At 42.7% G+C, this 23,409-nt stretch carries 21 protein-coding genes; 3 read left to right on the forward strand and 18 right to left on the reverse strand.

Going from position 1 to position 23,409, the window contains the following annotated elements; all coding sequences use genetic code 11:
* Positions 1-200: 200 nt before the first annotated feature.
* On the forward strand, positions 201-1,976 hold the full coding sequence (locus AC1DLM_RS09250) for a sensor histidine kinase (protein ID WP_477569800.1): 1,776 nt from the start codon (positions 201-203) through the stop codon (positions 1,974-1,976).
* A gap of 18 nt (positions 1,977-1,994) precedes the next feature.
* Positions 1,995-3,548: a response regulator gene (locus tag AC1DLM_RS09255; RefSeq protein WP_477569801.1), complete on the forward strand. Its 1,554-nt coding sequence runs from the start codon at positions 1,995-1,997 to the stop codon at positions 3,546-3,548.
* Positions 3,549-3,604: 56 nt separating this feature from the next.
* Here AC1DLM_RS09255 and AC1DLM_RS09260 read toward each other — a convergent pair whose 3' ends face one another.
* The 10 genes from AC1DLM_RS09260 to AC1DLM_RS09305 form a co-directional block, all read right to left on the reverse strand.
* The gene (locus AC1DLM_RS09260; protein ID WP_477569802.1) at positions 3,605-6,172 is read right to left on the reverse strand and encodes an S-layer homology domain-containing protein; all 2,568 of its coding nucleotides are present in this window, start codon (positions 6,170-6,172) and stop codon (positions 3,605-3,607) included.
* 84 nt (positions 6,173-6,256) lie between these two features.
* Positions 6,257-7,756, reverse strand: coding sequence for a sulfatase (locus AC1DLM_RS09265; protein ID WP_477569803.1), 1,500 nt, complete (start codon positions 7,754-7,756; stop codon positions 6,257-6,259).
* Between the two features lie 33 nt (positions 7,757-7,789).
* Positions 7,790-8,653 (reverse strand): carbohydrate ABC transporter permease, encoded by an 864-nt coding sequence (locus tag AC1DLM_RS09270; RefSeq protein WP_441989879.1) that lies wholly within the window; start codon positions 8,651-8,653, stop codon positions 7,790-7,792.
* Positions 8,654-8,672: 19 nt separating this feature from the next.
* A complete protein-coding gene (locus AC1DLM_RS09275; RefSeq protein ID WP_441989880.1) occupies positions 8,673-9,590 on the reverse strand; it encodes a carbohydrate ABC transporter permease in 918 nt (305 codons plus the stop codon).
* Positions 9,591-9,694: 104 nt separating this feature from the next.
* Entirely contained in the window at positions 9,695-11,026 is a 1,332-nt protein-coding gene (locus AC1DLM_RS09280; protein ID WP_477569804.1) for an ABC transporter substrate-binding protein, read from the reverse strand.
* Positions 11,027-11,303: 277 nt separating this feature from the next.
* On the reverse strand, positions 11,304-12,035 hold the full coding sequence (locus AC1DLM_RS09285) for an amino acid ABC transporter ATP-binding protein (protein WP_477569805.1): 732 nt from the start codon (positions 12,033-12,035) through the stop codon (positions 11,304-11,306).
* Between the two features lies 1 nt (position 12,036).
* Positions 12,037-12,684, reverse strand: a complete 648-nt coding sequence (locus tag AC1DLM_RS09290) for an amino acid ABC transporter permease (protein ID WP_056624247.1) — start codon at positions 12,682-12,684, stop codon at positions 12,037-12,039.
* 83 nt (positions 12,685-12,767) lie between these two features.
* Complete coding sequence (locus tag AC1DLM_RS09295; RefSeq protein WP_477569828.1) at positions 12,768-13,556, reverse strand: basic amino acid ABC transporter substrate-binding protein; 789 nt, start codon at positions 13,554-13,556, stop codon at positions 12,768-12,770.
* 226 nt (positions 13,557-13,782) lie between these two features.
* Positions 13,783-14,085, reverse strand: a complete 303-nt coding sequence (locus AC1DLM_RS09300) for a YunC family protein (protein ID WP_056624253.1) — start codon at positions 14,083-14,085, stop codon at positions 13,783-13,785.
* A 445-nt stretch (positions 14,086-14,530) separates the two neighbouring features.
* Entirely contained in the window at positions 14,531-14,716 is a 186-nt protein-coding gene (locus AC1DLM_RS09305) for a hypothetical protein (RefSeq protein ID WP_477569806.1), read from the reverse strand.
* Between the two features lie 151 nt (positions 14,717-14,867).
* Between AC1DLM_RS09305 and AC1DLM_RS09310 the strand changes: the two genes are divergently transcribed.
* A complete protein-coding gene (locus AC1DLM_RS09310) occupies positions 14,868-15,362 on the forward strand; it encodes a hypothetical protein (protein WP_477569807.1) in 495 nt (164 codons plus the stop codon).
* A 42-nt stretch (positions 15,363-15,404) separates the two neighbouring features.
* Here the strand turns inward: AC1DLM_RS09310 and AC1DLM_RS09315 are convergent, their stop codons facing one another.
* From AC1DLM_RS09315 to AC1DLM_RS09350, 8 genes are all read right to left on the reverse strand, one after another.
* Positions 15,405-17,264: a putative bifunctional diguanylate cyclase/phosphodiesterase gene (locus AC1DLM_RS09315; RefSeq protein WP_477569808.1), complete on the reverse strand. Its 1,860-nt coding sequence runs from the start codon at positions 17,262-17,264 to the stop codon at positions 15,405-15,407.
* Between the two features lie 192 nt (positions 17,265-17,456).
* Complete coding sequence (locus AC1DLM_RS09320; RefSeq protein ID WP_056624735.1) at positions 17,457-17,825, reverse strand: DUF423 domain-containing protein; 369 nt, start codon at positions 17,823-17,825, stop codon at positions 17,457-17,459.
* Positions 17,826-17,860: 35 nt separating this feature from the next.
* Positions 17,861-18,163, reverse strand: coding sequence for a hypothetical protein (locus AC1DLM_RS09325; protein ID WP_171638030.1), 303 nt, complete (start codon positions 18,161-18,163; stop codon positions 17,861-17,863).
* Between the two features lie 98 nt (positions 18,164-18,261).
* Entirely contained in the window at positions 18,262-19,182 is a 921-nt protein-coding gene (locus AC1DLM_RS09330; protein WP_441989886.1) for an AEC family transporter, read from the reverse strand.
* 39 nt (positions 19,183-19,221) lie between these two features.
* On the reverse strand, positions 19,222-19,662 hold the full coding sequence (locus tag AC1DLM_RS09335) for a MarR family winged helix-turn-helix transcriptional regulator (protein WP_171638034.1): 441 nt from the start codon (positions 19,660-19,662) through the stop codon (positions 19,222-19,224).
* A 134-nt stretch (positions 19,663-19,796) separates the two neighbouring features.
* Positions 19,797-21,395: an extracellular solute-binding protein gene (locus AC1DLM_RS09340; protein WP_477569829.1), complete on the reverse strand. Its 1,599-nt coding sequence runs from the start codon at positions 21,393-21,395 to the stop codon at positions 19,797-19,799.
* A 73-nt stretch (positions 21,396-21,468) separates the two neighbouring features.
* On the reverse strand, positions 21,469-22,323 hold the full coding sequence (locus AC1DLM_RS09345; RefSeq protein WP_441989902.1) for a carbohydrate ABC transporter permease: 855 nt from the start codon (positions 22,321-22,323) through the stop codon (positions 21,469-21,471).
* 49 nt (positions 22,324-22,372) lie between these two features.
* Positions 22,373-23,296, reverse strand: a complete 924-nt coding sequence (locus tag AC1DLM_RS09350) for an ABC transporter permease (protein WP_171638036.1) — start codon at positions 23,294-23,296, stop codon at positions 22,373-22,375.
* Positions 23,297-23,409 lie beyond the last annotated feature (113 nt).

Consider the following 23,409-nt stretch of genomic DNA (forward strand, 5'->3'; position numbering starts at 1 on the left):
CGTCACCTTTCATTTTCGATTGGAATGTTATCTGAATAAACTTATTTTCTATCATAGCATATTGGAAATTTTTGTAGCTTCATTTTTTTTGTTTAAAATGCGGGGAAATCCCCCTATTTTCTTGCTTATTTAGAGCATTCAGTCTACAATAYTTCCATCAATTGAAATCGTTATCATTCAACTTAAGGATTGGGTACGTAATGGGCAAACTAAGAGCTTTCAAAAATAGCATTTTCGGACGGTTATTCCTTACATTCATCCTGCTTAGTATCATACCCATGAGTGCAATTGGCTTGGTGTCCTTCAAGGTATCCGAGAGGCTTCTTGATGCCCAAGTTAGTCGGTCCAATACGGATACACTGGAACAAATGGATAAAAACATCAACGTCCTGCTTGACCAAGTTACAGCTATCGTTAACATTTACAATATGAATAATGAGCTTGAAGCTAATCTTACGAAAACGTATACCAATATTTACGAGCAGCTGCTAGATCAAGCCAAAGTAGAAAATAGCATGCTGCGGTATTCCTTCGCCTTCGATTGGCTCAATTTCCAATCCTTTTTGATCGGTCAAAATGGCTTAATCTATACCCAGAATTATCAGAATAACATTGTCGATCCAACTAGATTACTCAGTTACAATTGGAAGGAATTATTAGCTGCATCGCCTGACCGTATAACCTGGTTAAGCACTCATAAAAGCTTCTTAAAAAACAATGAAGATAGCAATGTGTTCACAGCTGCCAAATTACTTCAAACGGATAACACTAATAAATCGTATGGTGTATTCGTGCTTAGCGTCAAAGAGACTAGCTTATACAACATTTATAAGGGATTATTAAGTGAAGGCAAAGACATCTTTATCGTTGATGAGAACATGAATATTATTTCCAATAGCACTCGTGGCCTAGTTGGCAGCAAGCTTGCGGATGATCCCAATTTGGAGAAGTTGACTGCAAATAAGGAAAATTACAATGTCTCCATGATCAATAACCAGAAATACCTTACGCTTTACAAAAAAGTAAACCGAATGAATTGGTATATTGTTGAACGAATTCCTATGACATTAATTTATAAAGATATTGATGTGCTGAAATCCAAAATATTTTACATCGCATTTATCTGCATACTGCTGTCCCTCATTGCCGCTGTATTAATCTCACGCACATTTTCCTTGCCGCTGCGCAAGTTGTCTAGGCGGATACAAAGCTATGTGCTTAAAGGCAATGTGCAAACGGTCAAAGTAAATGCTCCAGTGAATGAGATGAATCTATTAGCAACGGAATATGATAAGATGATTCACAAACTAGAGAGCACCATTAGCGAATTAGTCAAAAATCAAGAAGAGAAACGTGTGGCGGAGCTCCAAGCTCTGCAGATGCAAATTAATCCGCATTTTTTATACAATACACTCAATTCTATTAAATGCCTTGTCTGGGTGCAGAAAACACATCTCATTGAACCGACGATCAATGCGCTCGTCAATCTGCTAGAGCACACAATCAATCGCAGTCATGAGTACATTAGCATCAAAGATGAAGTCGAGAATATGGACCATTACATCTATATCCAGCAAATTAGAACGTCTAATCCGATTACGATGCATTACCAAATTGATGAAGAGCTTTTGTCGTATAAACTGCCTAAGCTGCTCTTACAACCTATCATTGAAAATGCGATTTTCCATGGGCTTGAACCTAATTCGTCCGAGGGAACGATCTCGGTCTATGGCTCTCGCTATCGGGATGGTATACGTATTGAAATTATCGATAACGGCGTAGGCATGACAGAACAAGAAATCGAATCCATTTGGGATGATTCAGGTGAACGAGCTCATTCACGTTTCAGTGGTATTGGCGTTCGGAATGTGGATGAGCGTTTGAAATTAAATTTTGGCAGACTATACGGTTTAACGATCACTAGTCAACCTGGTAAGGGCACCTCAGTAGCCCTGACACTTCCTATCGTACTCTAATGTAATGAGGTGCAAGACATGTATAAAGTCATCATTGTTGACGACGAAAAGCTTCTGCGTCAKGGATTTATTCATATGACAGATTGGACCCGAAGTGGATTTGAAATTGTTGGCGATGCTGCCAACGGCGTTGAAGCATTGGACCTCGTGCAACGTCTTCAACCTGACATCGTCGTCACGGATATTCGCATGCCCGTCATGGATGGCATAGAGCTTACCCGCATCCTCAAGCACTCGTACCCACATATTCAAGTGATCATTCTGAGTTCTTACAATGATTTTGATTATGTTAAAGATACGCTACAGCTGGGAGCGCTTGATTATATATTGAAGCCTAAGATGCAATATACGGACCTCGTCAATGCGATGGAAAAAGCGAAACTGACCCATCTGCAGCAAGCAAGTTCAATTCGCCCTGATAAACCAAGCAGCTTTTCCAGGCTCAGTTACTTGAAAAGTCTCTTGTCACCTAGCACGGATACGGGTGAAGTCATTCTAAATAAGCTGTCTGATTTCGATATTTCGCTGCAATCCAGCCAGTTACGCCTAATTCTGGTACAGCTTGAATATGAAGAGGGAGATTCCTTTCTTGTCGAACCCGACCAAGTGATCTCTCAAGTCATCGTCGATGAGATACAGAGGAAACTCAGTGAGTGGAAGAATGGCTGCTGCTTTGCGGTGAATCCGGAGCAAATCCTCATTCTCCAGAATGATTCAGATTCTAACGATCTAGGATGGTTGACAACAAGTCTCGCCCCTTATGATGTGCAGTACTGGCTTTGTGTTAATGAAATCCTCTCAGGCTTGGAGGACATTCATTATGTATATCAACAGCTGCTTGCGATATCAAGCTTTCGATTCTATCAACCGTCCGGCACCGTATTACAAGGAGCTGACTATCGTGAACGCAGCAGTCGTTTGGAATTACAATTCAAGTTGCTGAACGACTTCATTGATAAGCAAAACTTCCAAGGACTTTATGGGCATGTCGACGCCATTGTCCAAGAGAGTCTACGCCATCAACATTATGTTGATCCCTATGCTATGCGAAATGGGTTCATCGAAGTATTATATTATGTGATCCACCGGCTTGATGAAAAAGCATTTGATATTGAAGTGTTGAATACGCAGAAACTTACTTTTTTCAAGGATATCGAGAACTCCCGTCATCTGGACGAATGCTTAGCTATGTTTCAGCACATTCTCATGGAGATCGAACACCAATTGAAGCACAAACGAAATGCTCAGATGAGCCCGACCATCCAAGCCATTCTCGATTATATCCATCAACATTTTAGTGAAGACATTTCGCTTCAGTCAATTGCTCAGCAATTCCATCTGAATAAAAGTTATCTCAGCCAGCTTTTTAAAGTTCAAACAGGAGAAAATTTCAATAACTACTTAGCTCATCTGCGGATTAATGAAGCCAAGGCGATGCTGAGAGAATCCAACCCCAATATTTATAACGTCTGCCAAGCCATTGGCTATCCGAATCCGAGTTATTTCGGTCAGGTTTTCAAGAAAATTGTTGGGATGAAACCATCAGATTACAGCAAACTGTATCATAAATAAAAAGCTGTTCCCAAAGTAAACAACTCTGGGGACAGCTTTTTTCTTTTCGAATCGGATTATTTCATAGCTGCAGCCAGCAAACGAAGGACGGCCACGACAACTTCGGCTCTTGTCGCTTTCTCATTCGGTGCGAAGGTATTGCCCTCACGACCGTTTACGATCCCATTTGCCGCGGCTTGGGCAACGAAACTTCTCGCCCACCCAGGGATGCTCGCATCATCAGCGAAGCTCGTTGTTGCTGAACCATTCTCACCCAACTTCATCGCACGCCCCAGAATTGAAACAATTTCAGCACGCGTAATGAGTTGATTAGGACGAATGGTATTGTCTTCATAGCCAGTCAACCAACCCGCGTTGACCGCGCTATTCATATCGGCTAATGCCCAGGCTGGAATTTGGCTAGCATCTGAGAAGCCTGCATTCGTTGTATTTCCTTGTACATGTAAGGCTCTCGCCATTATGGCTACGAATTCGGCACGTGAAATCGCACGATTAGGCAAATAAGAACCGTCTTCATACCCATTGATGATCCCTTGTGTCACACCTTCCTGCAGCTGCTTCTCTGCCCAGTGTCCTGTAATATCTTTCCACTTGGAATTAATTTTAAAGGCTGTCAACGAATGAGCTGGGAACGTGTACGTAAAGTGATCGCCGTTGATGTTCATCTTCGCGGTATCAATCTTCACCGTATTCGGTTTCGCATCCGTGTTGATGGAGTCCAGCTTGTCCCCATTCAAGGTCCAAGCCTCTGCTGTCCCCGCTGTGTAATCCTTCAACTGCACATCGKAGCTAACGGCATCCGTTGCATCCTGGTTAAGAACGATGACATACAGATCGTCTCCTGTTGCTGAAGCCACCGTCATCAATTTATTGATGTTACGCTCTTCTTTATTGTAGGTAATTGCACGCACCGGATTGTTGGCAATGACAGATGCTACTTGGTTCTCGCCACTCATAGCTGTAAACATCTTGTACATATGGGCAGACGCAGAAGGCAAGAAGGAATACGTATCGAAGAGTGCCATCGGAACCGCTGATTTATTTTCGAACCATCTGTCAATTAAAGAATGTCTTAACGCATACTCGATGTCCATATCCATGAACTGCATCAGCATATTGGCTGTTTGCAGCGTTGCACCTAAAGATCCCTCATACAAGAGTGCGGATTTGGTAACGCCATTCTCGTCTTTGTACATCTTCATCTCAGAATCATGAAGACCGAATTCCGTGACAATCGCTTTCAGATCACGCCCAGAATACTTCGTAGATAACTCTTCCACTTCTTTCACTTCTTTGATTTTATCCTCCGAAGCAGCGATAAAATAATTGTTGTACGTAGCTATATCATTCGGATTGTAGGCGATTTGACCTGTCATATCGAACGTATACGGATGTACAACAACGCCGTCATAAGGGACTTTGCTGCCGAAGGTTTTAATCGCATACTCTTTATCCATCGCACTATAGATCTTAATCGAAGGATCAACAGCTTTCATTTTCGTATAAAATTCACCAAAACCTGCATGTGTTGTCTGGTAGCTGATTCGGACTTCTTTCCCATTTGCCGGAATATTCCMATTGCTGCCACCGCTGCCAAAAGTAATAGCGCCTGACTTTTCATCCAGCGTATAGACATTTTTATCGCCTGCACCAACCAAATTAGTCACGCGAGTCCACGTTTCACCAACCCAATCCGATTTCCCAGTTGCTGTGTTATACACATTGTTTCCAACCGATACCGCTACAGGTGTACCTACATCAATCGGTGCGTAGTACGCATACTTCACTTGATTAGGCTTGCCATTGCTTTTGGACGCATCCGTCGGATCTGCCTTATTCGTTCCATCCCGCCAATCATCTATACCGCCAGTCTTCTGTAGTGTAAACTTCACTGTTCCGCCATTCGCATAGAGATAGGCTATGCGATCATTTCTGTCCATGGCTAGGAGCGTCGGGTCGGTAGATACCAATTGCCCTTCCATCCAATACGTTTGGGAGTTGAAGAAATTTACTTCATTTCCCATTTCAAACGTTTTGATGTTATACGGCGCTGGGTGCCCATTCTCAGCTCGCTTCATCGCCCATGGATGCGCAACATCTGCTGGGGCATTCAGGTACTCAACCAAGTCAGCAGCATCCTGTGGATTCCCGTTCCCGATGTTATACACGTACGGTGTGACATAGCCATGTTTTTCAGAGAACTGCATCGCTTCATCTAAGCCGAAATTCGGTTTCTCAGGTCCATTTCCTAAGTAGGGATTGATTTGATTCATCCTTTGTTCCGTTGGTCCAATTGAACGCTTCCACCAAAATAGATTCGAAGTCGTCCCTCCTGGATAGCGAACAGCTTTCAGTCCAATATCCTTCACGACTTTATCAAACTCAGGGAACACACGCTTTTCCTTCGCATCCCACATGCCCACACCATCAACGAAATAGCGGTGATTTACACCGAATAGACCAGGTTGAATTGGATGCTTTACATCACTTGGGTTTACGGTAATTTGTGTCGTCGTTGCCTCCGCAGCAGCTGCGCTCAGAGGTGCGATTGTACCCCCGACTAGCATCGAAGTACCCAGAACAAGACTCGTGAATCCGCTTACATTTTTCTTTAATTTAACCATCGTAACCTCCCTGAAGCTGTTTTTGTTATAGTAAACGAAAGGAAGGTCCTAGTAGCAGGATTAATTTGGACCTTCCTGACGATGTTACTCTAAACCAAGACGTACATATTGCTCATCTGGTGAATCGTGATCAGCTAATGCTTTGCGCAGGAGCTCCATCATGTGTTGCTCTATCACTTCATCCTGGATAGGATGATGCTGTCCATAATCTTCACTGTTATCGTAAAGCAGACTCTCCCGAATAAGCGCACCATTGATATGAAAAGCTTGCGTTTGGTCCTTCATCTGTACATTACTTCCAGCGATTTTATAAACAGGGAAGTCCGTCCACTTGAGGAAGGGTCCCATTTCAATTTGACTTTTGTCCACAATTTGCTCCGCGCCATAGTAATGACCAATGGTAGTTAACATGGAGCCATAGAAGTATATGGGAGAATTATTCGCAAGTGGTGAAGCTCGGAAATACGTATACTTCCCATCCGTAATGTTCACATTTTTACCGAAGTAACCGTAAATGGCGCTATCTCGAATCGACTCGGACTCTCCGCTCAGCAGCGGTATCCACGATTTTCCATGCAGCTTGTTCCGGCATGTATTTGGATCCACTCCGAAGTGTTCTAAAAGCGTAGGAAATACATCGATATTTTGTGTTAAAGCATCAATCCGCTTCCCCGCACAATCGCTCCCTGGCACATGCACCATCAGTGGAATATGGCAAATTTCGTTGTACGCTGGCATGACATTTTTGGCCATAAAATTGTGCTCGCCTAGCAGATAGCCGTGGTCAGATGTAAAGATCAGCATCGTATCATCCCACATGCCATTGGCATMCATCTTATCTAGCAACTTTCCTACCCAGCGATCCGTCATTGTCAAAAGTGCGGCATATCGTTTGCGAATGTGCTGAACCGCATCTTCCGGTACGTTTACTTGTCCATACTCTGGCCAATAGTAGGAGGGACCCTCATAATCATCCCCGTAATTCGTCAGCTCTTGCTCTGGCAAGTCGAATGGTTCATGCGGATCGAAAGCCTCCACCCATAAAAGGAAGTTATCTTCATCCTTGTTGTTATTTAACCAATCAATTGCTGACTTAATGGTCTTGGGTGAAGAATAGTCCTCTTCCGTTTGGAATTGTGTACGATTCAACGCGTACTGTGGCAAATATTTGCCAATTTGCTCTGGCTTCTCCGGCGGCGTCACCTTCGATACCCAAGCATCCAACTCTTGTCCTCGAATGAAATCATACGTATTGAACTGTTGGCAGTAGTTCTCCCCGCCTACGCGGAAATAATGGTAATGATCTGTTGATATGTGTGAAAAGATACCGTTATCCCGTAATACTTCCGGCAGGGATTGATCAAATGGCTCCAAGGGGCCCCAATTTCGTTCTAGAAAACCAAGCCGCCCAGTCATCATATCGCGGCGTGCCGGCATGCAGGGGAGCGAGCCTGCCCAATGGTTCGTGAACACAGCCGACTTCTCGGCAATTCTGTCGATATTCGGTGTCTCCACACCTTCTGCGCCATAGGCACTGAGATAGTGCCTATTGACGGAGTCCATTAGCAAAACAATTGCTTTCATCCTGAATTCCCCTTCTTTCTCTACGCTTGTAAATTAGCCTTTGATACCCGATGTAACAATACCTTCAACGAAGTATTTCTGTGTAAATAAGAAGAGAATGAGCAATGGTAAAATAATAAGTGTGGTTGCAGACATCAACAGATTCCACTGCACTTGTGTCTCATCCCGGAACATCGTGAGCGCAAGTTGAACGGTTTTCATCGAATCCGCGTTCGTCACGATCAGCGGCCATGTGTATTCATTCCACGACTGCGTAGCCTTTAGTGCAATCAAAGTAGCAAAGATTGGCTTACTTACTGGGACATAGATATGCATGAATGTTTGGAAGCGTGTTAAGCCATCAATTTTCGCAGCATCATCCAGTTCTTTCGGAAAGCCGAGATAGAACTGTCTGAACAAAAACACTCCGAAGGAACCAGCTACATAAGGCGCAATCAAGCCCATATAGGAGTTAATCCACCCTAAGCCGCCTTGCCCTAAGAAATCATTTCCACCCGCGAACGGGACATGTCTCAGAATTAAGAACACGGGAATCATGGTCACTTGTGGAGGAATCATAAGTCCAATCAAAGAGATTAAGAAGAGCAAATCTCGTCCTTTGAAATTCAATCTAGCAAAGCTGTAACCCGCAATGGAGTTTAGTAACAAACTGACTACAACCGTGATCATGGTAACAAAGAGCGAATTGAAAAAGTAGCGACTCCAGTTCCCACGCGACATGGCTTCCACGTAGTTATGCCAGACGAATGTTTTGGGGAAGAAGATAAAGCTTGGTGACATGATGTCTCCCATTGTTTTGAGCGATGTCAGTACCATGAGTAGAAAAGGAAAAATCATGAGAAGCGAAAAAATCAGAACAATAATGGAGAGCGCAATTTTGGGTTTGGTTTGTTCCATTTTTCATCAACCACCTTATTTAATCGATGTCATTACCTTGGCCATATTTGAAATTGACGATGGTAATAACCGCAATAATTCCAAGTAAAACCGTTGCCATTGCTGAAGAGTATCCTAGCTGGAATTCCCCGAAAGCTCGGTTATATATTTGATGAACAATTGTAGTCGTCGAATTCATCGGACCGCCGTTTGTTAAAATTTTGATCTGTTCGAATACATTGAAATTATTAATAAGTCCCGTAATTAGAAGGAAGAAGGTAATCGGCTTAAGCATTGGAACCGTAATTCGGAAAAACTTCTGAAGCGTACTAGCCCCGTCTACGGAAGCTGCTTCGTATAAATCCCGCGGTACACCTTGAAGACCTGCTAAGTAAATCACCATGTTGTAGCCTACGAATTTCCAAATCCCCATAATAATAAGGGCAACCATCGCCCAGTTCGGGTCATACAACCATTGCTTGCCTGCGATATGGAAAAATCCGAGTACACTATTCGCAATGCCGCGAGATGGTTCATAAATCCACAACCAAATCATCGATACAGCAACCATGGATGTCACATGCGGTGTGAAAAATCCTGTTCGGAAAAACGAAAGCCCGATTAATTTATTGTTCAATAAGCTGGCGAAAATTAAGCCGAGTCCTAGTGTAAAGATGAGCGTAAAGAATGTGTATATAAACGTATTTTTGAGCGAGATCCAAAAAAACTTATCTCCCCACAAAATTTTGTAATTTTTGAACCCGATAAAATCCATGCTGTTCATGTCATAGTTCGTGAAGCTGAGATAAATGTTCATGAGAATCGGAACTAACACAAAAATAAGCAAGAAGAAATAAAATGGCGCGATAAGTACATATCCGATGGGATCGCTATCAAGCTGTCCCTTCTTCACTTTTGGAACAGTTGAAGCTTCACGAGGTGCTAGGCTTGCATTCATGGTGACTCTCCTTCCAGCCTGTTAACGGAGTAAGATGAGCGGGCTGACAGCTCCGATGAATCACTGTCTGAAAGCCCGCTTGCTTCTTCCTGATTTAACGAAATTTATTTAGCTATATTTTTGAGTTCATTTTGAAGATTTTCTTGTGCATCTTTGAGTGCTTGTTCAGGTGTTTTCTTCTTGCTAATCGCTTCTTCATAGGATTGGATGATGTATTTGTTATACAAAGCCAACCAAGGCACAACTGGCTTACCTTTTCCATTGTTTACATAATCGAGCAATACGCTGTTGAATGCTGGATCTTCATCTGTAAATTGTTTGCCAAGTGACTTCTTGACCACAGGGATTTTCAAATCTTTATAACGCTTCCAAACTTGCTCGTTGGACATCATGAATTTAATAAATTCGAAGGACTCATCTTTATGCTTACTTGCGTTTCCAATTGTGAATAGACGGTAGCCATTGAAGCCTACTTTTGTTTCTTTTTGAAGTACTGGAGCGAAACCTAACTTGTCTTTCAAGTCTGGATTGTTTTTGATCAGGTTGCTGATTCCACTTGTTTGCAGGAACGACATCGCCGATTTACCGCTTACAAAAGGAATTTCATCTTTCTTCTGATAATTGTAAGGAATGCTTACTTTCTTGTTGTTCAACTCCACTAAGTATTTCAGACCATCAACGGCTTTCGCATCATTCAGAACAGGTACGCTTTGCGCCTCGTCGATGAGCTTTGCACCATTCTGGCGAAGGAACGGTTCAACGAATACGTCTGCGGACGTAAGTGGAATATCAAAGCCTGCACGCGTTACATTTCCATTTGCGTCCCTCTTAGTAAGCTTCTCCGCGTAGCTTGCAAGCTCGTCCCAGTTCGCTGGTGGTTTGTTCGGATCAAGACCTGCTTCTTGGAAATAGTCTTTACGATATGTCAGAATTTCAGGTGCTGGGAAGAATCCTAAGCCTAATGTTTTGTTCTGATATTTACCTGCGTTCAAAGCACTATCCATGATATCTGCTTTTTGATCCCACTTATCGATGTATGCATCTAATGGAGCAAAGTCGCCTTTCGCCCCTCTTGTTCCCATGAAAGCAAGGTAGGCAGAAAAAATATCTGGCATTGTGCCACTTAGCTTCGCAGAGTTCAGCTTGGTATCAATATCCTCAGCTGCAGATGGAAGCACGGTTGTTTCGATCGTGACATTCGGGTGAAGCTTTTCGAATTCTCTAGCGGCGTTGTTGAAATATTCATCATTGGCCTTATCTGCGCCCGGGAACCAGAACGTTAGTTTAACAGGATCTTTGCTCGCTGCAGCAGGAGTCCCCGTTGCTGTTTTCGCTGTTTCGGTTGCTGCTGGCTTGTCTGTCGAGCTACATCCAGCTAATAGTCCTCCTGCAATGACCGTACTTAGAGATAAAGCGGTTACTTTTTTGATATTCATTTTATACAACTCCCCTATTGTGCTTTTGTGTAGTATTTGAATCTCATTGGCCTACTTCATTATTATAGATAGCGCTTTCTTTTACGTGAAGAAATGAAAATTAGATCATTTGTTTAGTTTTTCAGTAGTTTTTCCCATTAGATTCCCAATTACTTGAATCGCATCTCCAAACTAATAAAATATTTTGGTAACTCCTCGATATATTTAGATTGGTTACTTCAACGGGAAACAAAAAAGCCCGCGCTAAGCGCGAGCCTCCTCATATATAAAATAAACCCTATAGCACTTTGGACAAAAACGATTTCGTACGTTCCTGAGTCGGTGCCTCAAAAATTTGTTTCGGGTTGCCTTCCTCGACAATAATTCCTTGCTCCATGAACATGACGCGATCGCCAACTTCACGCGCGAAGCCCATTTCATGCGTCACGACAACCATGGTCATACCTTCTTTGGCCAATTGTTTCATAACCGCAAGCACTTCGCCTACCATCTCTGGATCAAGCGCGGAAGTGGGTTCATCGAACAACATGATCTTCGGCTCCATCGCGAGTGCACGTGCAATCGCAACACGCTGCGCTTGACCACCGGATAAAGAATCCGGAAGTGCGTTTGCTTTGTCTGCGAGTCCAACTTTGGCCAAGAGCTCCAAGGCTTTCTTCCGTGCTTTATCCTCCGGCCATTTCCGTACCTGGATTGGCGCAAGCATAATATTATCAATAACCTTCATATGAGGGAATAAGTGAAACCGCTGAAAAACCATACCTAATTCCATGCGGATCTCGTTAATTTTGTTCGCAGGGTCCATGAGATTGCGACCATCAATCGTGATCGTTCCACCATTGGGCTGCTCCAGCAGATTCAAGCAACGTAAGAAAGTAGATTTCCCGGATCCGGAAGGACCAATTACAACCAGCACTTCTTGGTGCCGAATTTCCGTACTAATGTCACGAAGAACAACGTTATCTCCGAACGCTTTTTTCAAGTTCTTAACTTCTATTAAAGCCGTCATATTATACTCTCCTTTCGATATAGCCAAGAAGCTTGCTAAGAGAGTAAGTAAGAATGAAATAAATAAGTGCAGCTGTCAAATATGGCTCCCATACTTTGAAATATTGGCTGCGCATCGCGTTCGACCAATACATCAACTCAGGCGCTGCGATAATGGCGAATAACGAGGAATCCTTGATAAGTACGATGAATTCATTCCCGAAAGGCGGAATCATCCGTTTGATCGCTTGCGGTAAAATAACCGATTTCATCGTTTGGAAATGCGTCATGCCTAGAGAATGCGCGGCTTCCGTCTGGCCTTTATCAATCGATTGAATACCTGCACGGAAAATCTCCGCCATATACCCCGCCGAATTCAAGGACAATGCCACGATGGAAGCAATGATGGGGTTTGTTGACCCTAAAAACAAAGGAACAACCCCAAAGTGAACAAGCAATATTTGAACCAGCAACGGAGTACCGCGGAAGAAGTTAACATATATACTTGTCGGCCATCTCAAATAGCCGCGGTGTGACATTTTACCTAAACCAACTGCCAGACCCAAAACAGAGCCGAAACAGATGGAGAGAATGGAAATACCAATCGTCCATAGCGTACCTTTCAGCAGCAAGGGGACATAATCAAGAATAATATCAAACCGAAAATCCATTCCACACTTCCTTTCCATTTATTATTCTGCTACTCACAGAAGAAAAGCATGCGTAAGGTTGAGTCACGCATGCTTTTGAACTTTTATTTTTGATCGAGCAATTTCTTCGTATCTGGCTCTTGACCGAACCATTTTTTGTACACTGTTGCATAAGTGCCGTTCTCAATTACTTTTTTGATCGCAGGATCCAGCTTCGCTTTCAGGTCGCTGCCTTTAGGAAGCAAGATGCCATAGTACTCGGATTCGAAGTTTTTGCTGTCAGATATCGAAACGATTTTTTTGTTTGGATTGTTTTTAACATACTCACGAATAATAGCAATATCCGCAACAACCGCGTCAACACCGTTACTCTCAAGTTCCATCAAGGCAAGCGTGTTATTATCCATACGTTTGAGTGACTTATTATCTCCACCCATAATTTTCGTCATAAGCGTATCAGCCGTAGTAGAGATTTGAACCGCTACTTTCTTATCTTTCAAATCAACTGCAGTTTTGATCGGGCTGCCTTCTTTAACAAGAATCATATTCGTTGACTCGAAATAAGGAGCTGTATAATCATACGTTTGTTTACGCTCATCCGTAATGGATACGCTGGAAATACCTGCTTGATACTCTTTACCTTGTTGAACACTCGTCAACATCGTATCCCAACCCGTGTTCGTAATGCTATAAGCTAGACCTGCTTCTTTCATCACTTCAGCAAGGAAGTCGATATCAAAGCCAGCTACCTTGTCTTTATCCATATATTCCATCGGTGCATAAGCTGCATCTGTTGCAAATTTAACTTTCGTACCACCACTATCTTTGGAGCCACAACCTGCCATTGTTATAACTAAAGCTGCTGCTACCACAGAAATCATTAATTTTTTCATCATTTTTCCCCCGCTCTATGTAATGGACGAATCATATATTAACACTTGGTCAATAAAATAACAACACTTTTATGTGTAAAAAAAGCAAGGAAATTGCAGGAAGTATGAATTTAAATGCATTTTCAGATTCATGCACAGATGGCACACACAGCTTTGTCATCATGCATGATGCAAAAAAACGCTTTGGTCTTAGAGACCCAAGCGCTCGAGCTTGCCGTTACATGATTTACATCATTTTAAGTATCGCTTCTCTTCCAGTCATCCCTGCTACAATACCTAAGTCTTCCGCCGTATAGGTTACTGATTCAAGCGGTGCTTCCAAAAGCTCCTCGATCGTTCGAACCCCGGTAGCTCGCGCCGCTACAATATTCCTGTCACTTAAACGCTCATTGAGCAGCGCCACATCGAGGGCGCCACACATAATATAGCCTTTATCCGTTGTCACCACTAGCAAGGTTGTTTTCGGCAATTTAACCTCTATCGCGATTGCTGTATGTCCTTCAAGAAGAATGGGTTCTACGCGCATCATGCTCTGCACAGCTCCTCTTCGCAGTCTTACATTAGTATATGCGCCTGCGGCTAGTACGGTGTGAGGTCACTGTAAAGATTCTGTGTGTTTTTCCATTTTATTGCGAAATCGTGAAATTAGGCTAGTTCATAACCATTTCATAACCTCATCAGCGCTCTCCGCTCGGCTTGAGGTCTACATACTGGACAAACGCCAACAACTCTTCCTTGTTCGTCTGAATAGAAACTCAGCTTCTTTTCCTTTTTACGACAAAACGAACACATTTGCTTATTCACTTTGGATACTCGCTTCCCATGAAGTGACATCTGTATAATCTTCGTCGTCTCAACTTTATCTCTAATTCTAAAAGTTAGTCTATAAATCAAAAGAAGCACACTCAATAGGATGATAACAAGTACGATCCATTTCATAGCGCAACCTTMCTTCATGCCATATTCTTTCAGGTTTACTGGAGATGCAAATCTGTTGTTGCCTTAATCATGCGAATTTTTTCTTTCTGTTCTTTAATAACGTCTTCATACACTTTTAATTGCCTTACAAATACAGCATATTCCTCTTCTGCTTCTTTGAGAATGGCTTCTGCCTCCATCAATTTTAATCTCAAATCTTCTCTCGCCGTATAATCATCCAATGTAGTACCTCCGTAAAAATGATTTATTTTCTCTACTCGAATTTACTCGAAATTACTCAGGGGAAGAGCCATTTATAAAAACGAGGCTACATTTGAATATGATATCATGATATAGTTAAGATGAGTGCGATTTTCGTGCAGTTAGGAGGCTATGATGAACCAACGGGATTCAAACACAAGTCCGAAGAATGGACATTTATTCACCGTAGAGATTTTAATTGAAGATCAGACCAATGGCCTAGCAATGGAAAAGCTCCTTCATTTGTTAAATGTAGACGCGATCAAAGATTATCAAATCCTTAAAGGCATCCAGCTCGGTCAACTTATTGAATTGAATACGAAACAAGGAAGTCCCGCTTCCTTACATACAAATAAAAAAACTGGCGCTCCTACGCCAACCTCAAGTGGCAGAACGAACCCCACTGAAGCCGCGAAACACATTGTTGAGCAGTTAGAGAGTTTCAAGAAGAACAATACCTTGATTCGTTTGACGGTGATCAAAGCGCAAGGAATTAAACTAAACCTCCCTTGTCGAATCCTCAATTTTGACGCGAGCAGCCAGAATGTGACTGTCTATCATGTTGATGAGAAAAAGGTATATCTATTCAAGTTAAATGAAATTGATGACTACGTAGCAACAAATTGAATAAAAGGTACCCTTGCTAACGATCTGCATGGGTACCTTTTTCTATTCACCTGACGCAGCTGCAACTGAAATGCCATGCTTTAGCATATGCTCCAGCTCTAAACGATCAACAGGAGGACTAAACCAATATCCTTGAACCTCATTGCATCGATTTTGATATAAGAATTTCAATTGATCTTCCGTCTCTACACCTTCTGCGATAACTTTCAGATTCAAATGGTGCGTCATGGCTATAATGGTCGCAACAATGGCCGCGTCATTCGGATCTACCATGATATCGCGGACGAAGGAGCGGTCAATCTTCAGCTTATCAATCGGAAATTTCTTCAAATAATAAAGCGAACTATAGCCTGTACCGAAGTCGTCGATACTCACATTCACACCAAGTTCTTTCAATTCAAGCAGTGATTGAATGGCATGATCCACATCCATCGTCATACTTTCAGTAATTTCCAACTCCAAATATTGCGGATCCAGCTCGGTCTGCTCAAGAACATGCCTTATTTTCCCTTTCAGATTATGCTGGAAAAACTGTCGCATCGATAAATTCACTGAGATCGGAATAGGGGCATACCCTTCAGACTGCCATGTTTTGTTTTGCTTACAAGCCGCGCGGAGCACCCACTCGCCAATCGGAACGATCAATCCACTTTCTTCCGCCAATGGGATAAAATGATTAGGCATAGCCATCCCCTTGTCCGGGTGATTCCACCGAATTAAAGCTTCTACACCAACAATTCGCCCCGATCCTATATCCACCTGAGGCTGGTAGTAAAGTACGAATTCTTCATTAACTAACGCTCTGCGCAGCTCATTCTCCAGCCTCAAACGATTGATCGAAACAGATTTCATATCCGAATTGAATATCTGAAAATCGTTTCGCCCTTTCTCTTTGGCCCGGGCTAATGCAATATCCGCATATTTCATCAATTCATCAGCCTCACCTGTATCTTCCGAAGAAATGGCGACACCTATACTTGCCGTGACATGCAGCTCATATTGTTCAAGGAGGAATGGCTTCTCCAAGACACGATTGATTTCAGCAATAACGGTCATCACATCATTCACATCTTCTACATTGGAATAGAAAAAGGCAAATTCGTCACCTTCCGTACGCGCCAAGAAATCCTCAGCGGTCAAACAGCGAGTGAACCGTTCTGCGAGTTGAAGTAGCAGCATGTTGCCATAGTCATGCCCAAAGCTATCATTTACAAGTTTGAAGCGATCAATATCCAAATAAAACACCGCGACCTTATGTCCTTCTTCTTTACAAAGACGCAGTCGTTCGTCCAAATGATCTTTAAATAACCGTCGATTCGGAAGCCCCGTCATATCATCGTAATAGGCCATGAAACGGACTTGCTCATCGCCACGTTTACGTTCCGTAATGTCCTGACAAATCAGAATATTACCTTTGGCATGATGATGGATATCGACAGGAACAGCTGTTACGTGCAAATCGACACGATAACCGCGCTGATGCAGTACCGACGTATCAAAGGTATATGGAATTCCGTTGCGACTTTGCTGCAATTGCCACTCGGTTGTCTCCAACTGTTCGTCCGTTACAATGCCTGTAAAAGGTTGATGCATTAGATCTGTAACCGAGTATCCCAGAATCGATTCTACTGCTTGATTCATACGAATAAAATTACCTTCATCATTAAAAATCCCGATCGCATTGGGATTATGTTCAAATAGCGAATCCAGTACACTTAGATACGCATGATCTCTCGGGAGTTCCTTGGGTATCGGCGGTTGTCGCAGCGAGTTCTTAGTACGCAATACGTAAAGTAGTGCGAGTGCGCCCGAGAGACAAATCCATGGGGCGTACGGCTTTACGAAAATGCTAACGCATATGGCTACGACGACATATACACCAATATAGAGCCGATTGTTCACGAATTCGCCTCCTTCTAAAGTTCTATGTTCGATAGGGTAGCCATTCGTAGATGTCCGATCCTAGCTCCCAAATGATGTAAAATAATCTCGCGCACATTACCAATCCGTGTTTACTTTCTACAAAGGTTGCGCCATTTCCTGCTAACTTGCCATGAAATGCGAAAAAGAGCCAGATTTCTCCGGCTCTTTCGACTAATTTAATTTAAACGCTGCAATGGCTAACAGGGTCCAACCGACAAGGAAGCTTAATCCGCCTAGCGGAGTTATAGGTCCAAAGGCTTTAATACCTGTCAAGCTTAATCCATACAAACTGCCAGAGAACAAGATAATTCCGATGAAGATAGCCCACCCTGAGGCATTCACCAAGGAAGTATTTCCTAGCTTGTCCGAGAGCAGCGCGATCACGAGTAAAGCAATCGCGTGTATCATGTGATAATGAACGCCTGTTTGAAACACGTCGATCTTATCAGGAATTTTCGTTTTCAAATAGTGGGCGCCAAACGCACCTAATGCAACAGATAGGAAAGCATTCAAGCTTCCTAAAATCATAAACAATTTCATCATAAGACTTTATTTCCTTTCACTGCTGTAATGAACTACTCGACTTCACCAATATCATGTTGGCCTACAATTAAACGAACAGGCTCCAAGAAAACACGCGTAACGGTTGGCTGCTCGATTAAATTAACTTCAATATCTTCGATCTTATAACGAATCGTCTTTCCCTCACGCTTGTCATAGACAACGTCGAACTGCTTCAAACCTAGTTGATGAATCAAAACGGAAGAACCAATCGAGACTGCATTCGACTCGAATTCTCCGTGTTCAAATATCACCTCGGACATAATCTCATCATTCATATCGACAATCGTGACGTACTGGCAAAATTGGTATCTCATCGTAAAAAATCCCCCTCGAATTGGATGTATTTAGGTAGATATACCCATTCGCCGAAAATTGTCGATATTCCTGCTAGTTTCATGATTCTCCACAATGTTCAAATAAAATCCAACAAATAGATGACAATTGGTATCGTAAACATACTAAATAATGTCGAAGTAAAGACCGCCTGTGAAGAAAACTCAGCCTCATTCTCATACTCAATGGCAAGGAGCACACTACTTAATGATGTAGGAACTGCGCAGGACAGAATCAACGCCTTCGCGGTTAAACCTTCAATTCCCAGCATCCACACAACCAAAAACCCTAATAGCGGACCTATCGCCAAGCGCAGCATATTTGACAACAAGACATTCGAGAACTGAAATGTCCATTTCATGGCGCCAAGCTGTACGCCTAACGTCAACAGCGCTGTGGCCATAAAGGCATTTGCGATGTAGTTCAACGGGATGTTGATCGAGGATGGCACCGGCACATGGTAATAACGTAACAAGAGTGCTATTGGAATGGCATAAATGACAGGTAACGAGAGAATCGTTTTCATCGTCGCCTTCCAAGAAGCCTTATGTGCATTTAAGGTGTAAATTCCATAGGTATTAGGGATGAGCGTCTGCATAATCATAATAACGATCTGGATAGCTAGTGTATAGGCGTTGCCGCCGAATACGGTTTGATTGAGTGGCAGTGCATAATTAGCGCTATTGTAGAAAATAACACTATTTCGCATGGCGATCCGCATGCCGCGCTTCAGCTTCTGTATGCGGATGATCACTTCAATGATCGCAAATAGAAGGCTGAAGAAAATGACAAAAAATAAGAGCACCTGCATGAGGATGGAGAGACTCATTTCGGATTCATACAGCTTTACAAAAACAAGTGCTGGCGAAAATACATAGAAATTCAGCTTCGAGAGTGTACGAATGTCAATTTGAAAGGCGCGATACATGGTCACGCCAACCGCGATCATGATACAAATCGGAACAATATTATTGATTAGAATATACACAAAATAATTCATTGCATAGCCTCAATTCATCGAGAATCCCCATGATGCTCCTTACATGGAGGCATTAACGCTTGTGATAATTCGTTTCAACTGCGCGTTGAAATTCGTAATTTCTTCCGGTGATAAACCACTCGAAGCGAACAGTGTCTGCGGAATGCATAGTGCCTGATCGTAGAGAGCTAGTCCGGCTTCTGTGATGCGAATGAGGACTACTCGCTCATCTTCCTGTGAGCGATTCCGAACGAGCAATTTCTGCGCTTCCATTCTTTTGAGCATCGGGGTCAGTGTTCCTGAGTCCAGATCTAGCTTCTCACTAAGCTCTTTCACCGTGCTCTCCTGCTGCTCCCAGAGCACAAGCAGAACCAAGTATTGCGGATACGTGATACCAAGCTCCTCGAGAAAAGGGCGATACATCCGAGTGATCGCTCTGGAGCTCGCATATAGGCTGAAACAAAGCTGATTCTCCAGCTTCAAAAATTCACTGCTGCTCATAGTTGTTTCCTTTCCTCCGTCATATTGTGAACAATCGATTTGCTTCCAATTTAAACAAAAAGTCACCGACTGTCAATACAAAACGCGGATGAGCGCCCATCTATCAGGCACACATCCGCGTTTTTCAAGATTATTTATTTAATATTTTGACTTTTCACATACTCCAACCATTGTTTCTTGTATTCGGCTTGAATTTTATCAAGCCCGGCTACTTTGGCTTTTTCCATAAATGTTTTCAATCCGCCTTCAACATCCGCAACCAGACCTGCTTCAAGTGGATACAGATATTGTTTCTCCACTTGCTCTAATGCCGCTCTTTCTGCTTGATAGCTCGTGTAGTCTTCTGCAAATCCTGTGTATTTATCAGGTGTTGCAATTTTATCCAGATCAGCGAAGATTTTTTTCACGCCATCGTAGCCTTTATCGAATAACATAAACTCAGGATTTCTCCATGCCCAGCCCTGCATAGCTTCTCTAGGGAAACCATTGCTGTTCGTGTCACCGATCATGGTGTAGTAACCATTATCAACCGTGTAGTTTTTGCCTAAGATACCGTACTCAGTCAATTGATTGTACGTTTTGTCTGTTACCATTTTTTCGTAGAAAGCAAGTGCACGCTCGGCGTTTTTACTGCTTTTCGGAATTGCGAAGCCATTATGGATCGGGTGAACTGGCTCTGCATGCCCTTTAATCATTGGCGCTGGGTAGTACTCAAGCTTCCAGTCTGGGTGAGTAGAAGCAATTTTCAGCTTTTGATCATTGAAGCGGCTAGGGTTATCTCCAAGATTCGCTGCTGCTTTACCGCTTGTAATCAAATCCGTCATCGCATCCTTCGTGTTCAGGACGTTCTTCGTAATGTAGCCGGCATMCTGCCATTTCTTCATCGCTTTCAGCTCATTCAAGTGCTCCGCAGAACCCCAGTACAAGCTAACATCAGATGGCGTTTTATAGCCAATGTTCAACCCATAAGGAACGGCTCCAATTGGATCGATTGTTAAGTTTTTGTATTGATCAGAAAGACTGCCTTTCACATCACTATTCGCTGCTAGTGGTACCATATCAGGTACATTTTTCTTAATGCCAGCTAGATATGATTCGAAATTAGCAAGGGAATCCGGTTTCGGCAAATTGAACTTCTCTCTGAGATCTTCACGCCAGATAAAGCCTGTCGTTACGTACTCTTTATAAGTGGCAGGAACGGTGTAGATTTTGCCATCAATTTTGACAGCTTCCCACATGTCTTTCGGTACGAAGCTATTCAATTTAGGCGCTGCTTTCGGAAGCAACTCATCCAGTGCTAGGAAAGCTCCTTTTTTGGCATAGGATTGGTATTGTGTCCACTCTGCTGTGAAGATCAAATCAACCGCTTGGCCGGAAGATAATAATAACTTATATTTCTGATCCCAATCCGTCCACGTTGTGAAATTGAATTTAACTGTCGCGTTCAGATCCTTCAAGGCCAGCTTGTTAATCTCTTCTTCAATAACTGGAAGATCTTTCGGTGCAGGTCCTAACATATAGAATTGCAATTCTACTTTCTTCGATGTGTCTATTCCTGCTGGCTTAGCTGTAGCCGCCGCTGCTGTAGCTTCTGGTGCTTTCGTTGCTGGGGCTGTGGAAGGACTTGGCGAACTTGTGGATGTGGAACTGCTACACCCTGCAACAACGGAACCCGCAAGCACTAATGCCATTGACACACTGTACATCTTTTTCGCATTACTTTTCATGTAAATCCTCCCTTTATTTGTGCATAATTTAAATAAGTCAATAATCTATGTTAGCTGACGGAATAACTCCGTTACAGTTCTAACCTTTCACAGCGCCTATGGTTAGGCCTTTAACGAAAAATCGTTGAACGAATGGATACAGGAATAAAATCGGCCCAGTTACAATAATAGCCATTGCTAGTTTGGTAGATTCCGATGGAATGTCCTGGCTCATCGTCACTCCCGTACTAACACCAAGCTGTGAAACCGCTGCTGCTGTGTTAATGATGTTATACAAGAAATACTGCAACTCGTATTTGTTCTGATCATTAATAAAGAGCGATGTCGAGAACCAGCTGTTCCAATAATGTAAAGCCAGAAATAGTCCAACTGTGGCAATCCCAGGCATCGCCAGTGGAAGAACTACACGGTAATAAATCGTGAAGTCATTCGCTCCGTCAATCTTCGAAGACTCTGTTAACTCTTCTGGAATAGATGACTTAATGAAGCTGCGCATTAATATAATAAGAAAGGGAGACATGAGTCCTGGGAAAATCAGTGCTGCATACGTATCTGTTAACTGTAGATATTTCGTCATCATGATGTACCAAGGGACAAGGCCACCACCGAAAAGCGTCGTAAAGTAAATATAGAAGGAAAGCTTATTCCGATACTTAAAATCTTTCCTTTGCAGCACGTAACCGGCCATCGTCATCATGAACAACCCTAGTGCCGTCCCGACTACCGTCACAAAGATCGTAACCCCGTAGGCTGTTAATACTTTTTCTGGGAATGTTAGAACCGCCTTGTAGGCTGTCAATGAAAAGACATTCGGTATGAGGTGATATCCATCTCGTATAATGGATTCATTATCCGTTAGTGAACCCGAAATGATGAGAAGGAAGGGAAACAAACAGATCACAGAAAACGCGATAATGACAAGATAGGCAATCATGTTGAATGTAACGGAATCAATTCCTCTGGTACGCAAGTGCAGTCACCTCCTAGAAAAGTGCATATTCATCATTTGATTTTTTAATCAGATAGTTCACAGTCATAATAAGTACAAAGCCGAAGATCGACTGGAACAATCCAGCTGAGGTCGCCATCCCGATGTCAAACGTAACCTTCAAAGAGCGGAAAACGTAAGTATCCAAGATGTCCGTTGCATTGTATAAGATCCCGTTATTCCCAATTAATTGGTAGAAGAGATCGAATTGACCTTTCATGATGCTGCCCAGTGCGAATAACAGCAATATAATGAAGGTTGGCTTCAGCATCGGAATCGTTATGTACCAAATCCGTTGGAAAATGTTCGCTCCATCAATCGTTGCCGCTTCGTAGTACTCATCACTAATGCCAGTTATCGTGGCGAGATAGATCACCATGGTGTAGCCCACATTCTTCCATACATAGAACATAATCAACAGAAAAACCCATGAAGAAGGTGTGTTATAAATGTCCACCGGGTTAGATCCCCACGATTTAAGCGTGGTATTCACAAAACCAGTATCATAATTAAACATGTTGTAAGCGATTGCATTCAGAAGAACAAATGAAATAAAATAAGGTAAGAACATCACGGATTGCGTAAGTTTCTTGAAGAACTTCCCTGTCATTTCACTTAATAAGATGGCGCAAAAGATGGCTGCCGCATTTAAAAACACGATGAATGCCAAATTGTAGGCCACCGTATTCCGCGTAAGCGTCCACAGCACGCCTGATTTCCATAAAAATTCGAAATTCTCCAAGCCTACAAATGGACTTCCGAAAAGTCCCCCATTAAAATCAAACCGAGTAAATGCGAAGTAGATCCCAACCATCGGTACGTACGAATTAATAAAGAAGAAGATCAACGTTGGCGCTATCATGAGAAACAACAATTTATTTTTGTTTAACTCATAGAAAAATCCTTTCTTTCGGATCATGCTGGTAAACCTCCCTGCGTTAATTGTCCTGTTCATCTTGTCGGTTGCCATACTCGAATTATAGACAGAATCGTTCCATCAAGGATACTGAAGATCTGCTAACATTTATGAAC

The sequence above is a fragment of the Paenibacillus sp. 01T442 genome (assembly GCF_056398345.1).

Coding starts and splice junctions, on each gene's coding strand:
- AC1DLM_RS09250 (WP_477569800.1), top strand. CDS start 201: ATGGGCAAACTAAGAGCTTTCAAAAATAGCATTTTCGGACGGTTATTC.
- AC1DLM_RS09270 (WP_441989879.1), bottom strand. CDS start 8,653: ATGGAACAAACCAAACCCAAAATTGCGCTCTCCATTATTGTTCTGATT.
- AC1DLM_RS09275 (WP_441989880.1), bottom strand. CDS start 9,590: ATGAATGCAAGCCTAGCACCTCGTGAAGCTTCAACTGTTCCAAAAGTG.
- AC1DLM_RS09280 (WP_477569804.1), bottom strand. CDS start 11,026: ATGAATATCAAAAAAGTAACCGCTTTATCTCTAAGTACGGTCATTGCA.
- AC1DLM_RS09285 (WP_477569805.1), bottom strand. CDS start 12,035: ATGACGGCTTTAATAGAAGTTAAGAACTTGAAAAAAGCGTTCGGAGAT.
- AC1DLM_RS09290 (WP_056624247.1), bottom strand. CDS start 12,684: ATGGATTTTCGGTTTGATATTATTCTTGATTATGTCCCCTTGCTGCTG.
- AC1DLM_RS09295 (WP_477569828.1), bottom strand. CDS start 13,556: ATGAAAAAATTAATGATTTCTGTGGTAGCAGCAGCTTTAGTTATAACA.
- AC1DLM_RS09300 (WP_056624253.1), bottom strand. CDS start 14,085: ATGATGCGCGTAGAACCCATTCTTCTTGAAGGACATACAGCAATCGCG.
- AC1DLM_RS09310 (WP_477569807.1), top strand. CDS start 14,868: ATGATGAACCAACGGGATTCAAACACAAGTCCGAAGAATGGACATTTA.
- AC1DLM_RS09320 (WP_056624735.1), bottom strand. CDS start 17,825: ATGAAATTGTTTATGATTTTAGGAAGCTTGAATGCTTTCCTATCTGTT.
- AC1DLM_RS09325 (WP_171638030.1), bottom strand. CDS start 18,163: ATGAGATACCAATTTTGCCAGTACGTCACGATTGTCGATATGAATGAT.
- AC1DLM_RS09330 (WP_441989886.1), bottom strand. CDS start 19,182: ATGAATTATTTTGTGTATATTCTAATCAATAATATTGTTCCGATTTGT.
- AC1DLM_RS09335 (WP_171638034.1), bottom strand. CDS start 19,662: ATGAGCAGCAGTGAATTTTTGAAGCTGGAGAATCAGCTTTGTTTCAGC.
- AC1DLM_RS09345 (WP_441989902.1), bottom strand. CDS start 22,323: ATGATTGCCTATCTTGTCATTATCGCGTTTTCTGTGATCTGTTTGTTT.
- AC1DLM_RS09350 (WP_171638036.1), bottom strand. CDS start 23,296: ATGATCCGAAAGAAAGGATTTTTCTATGAGTTAAACAAAAATAAATTG.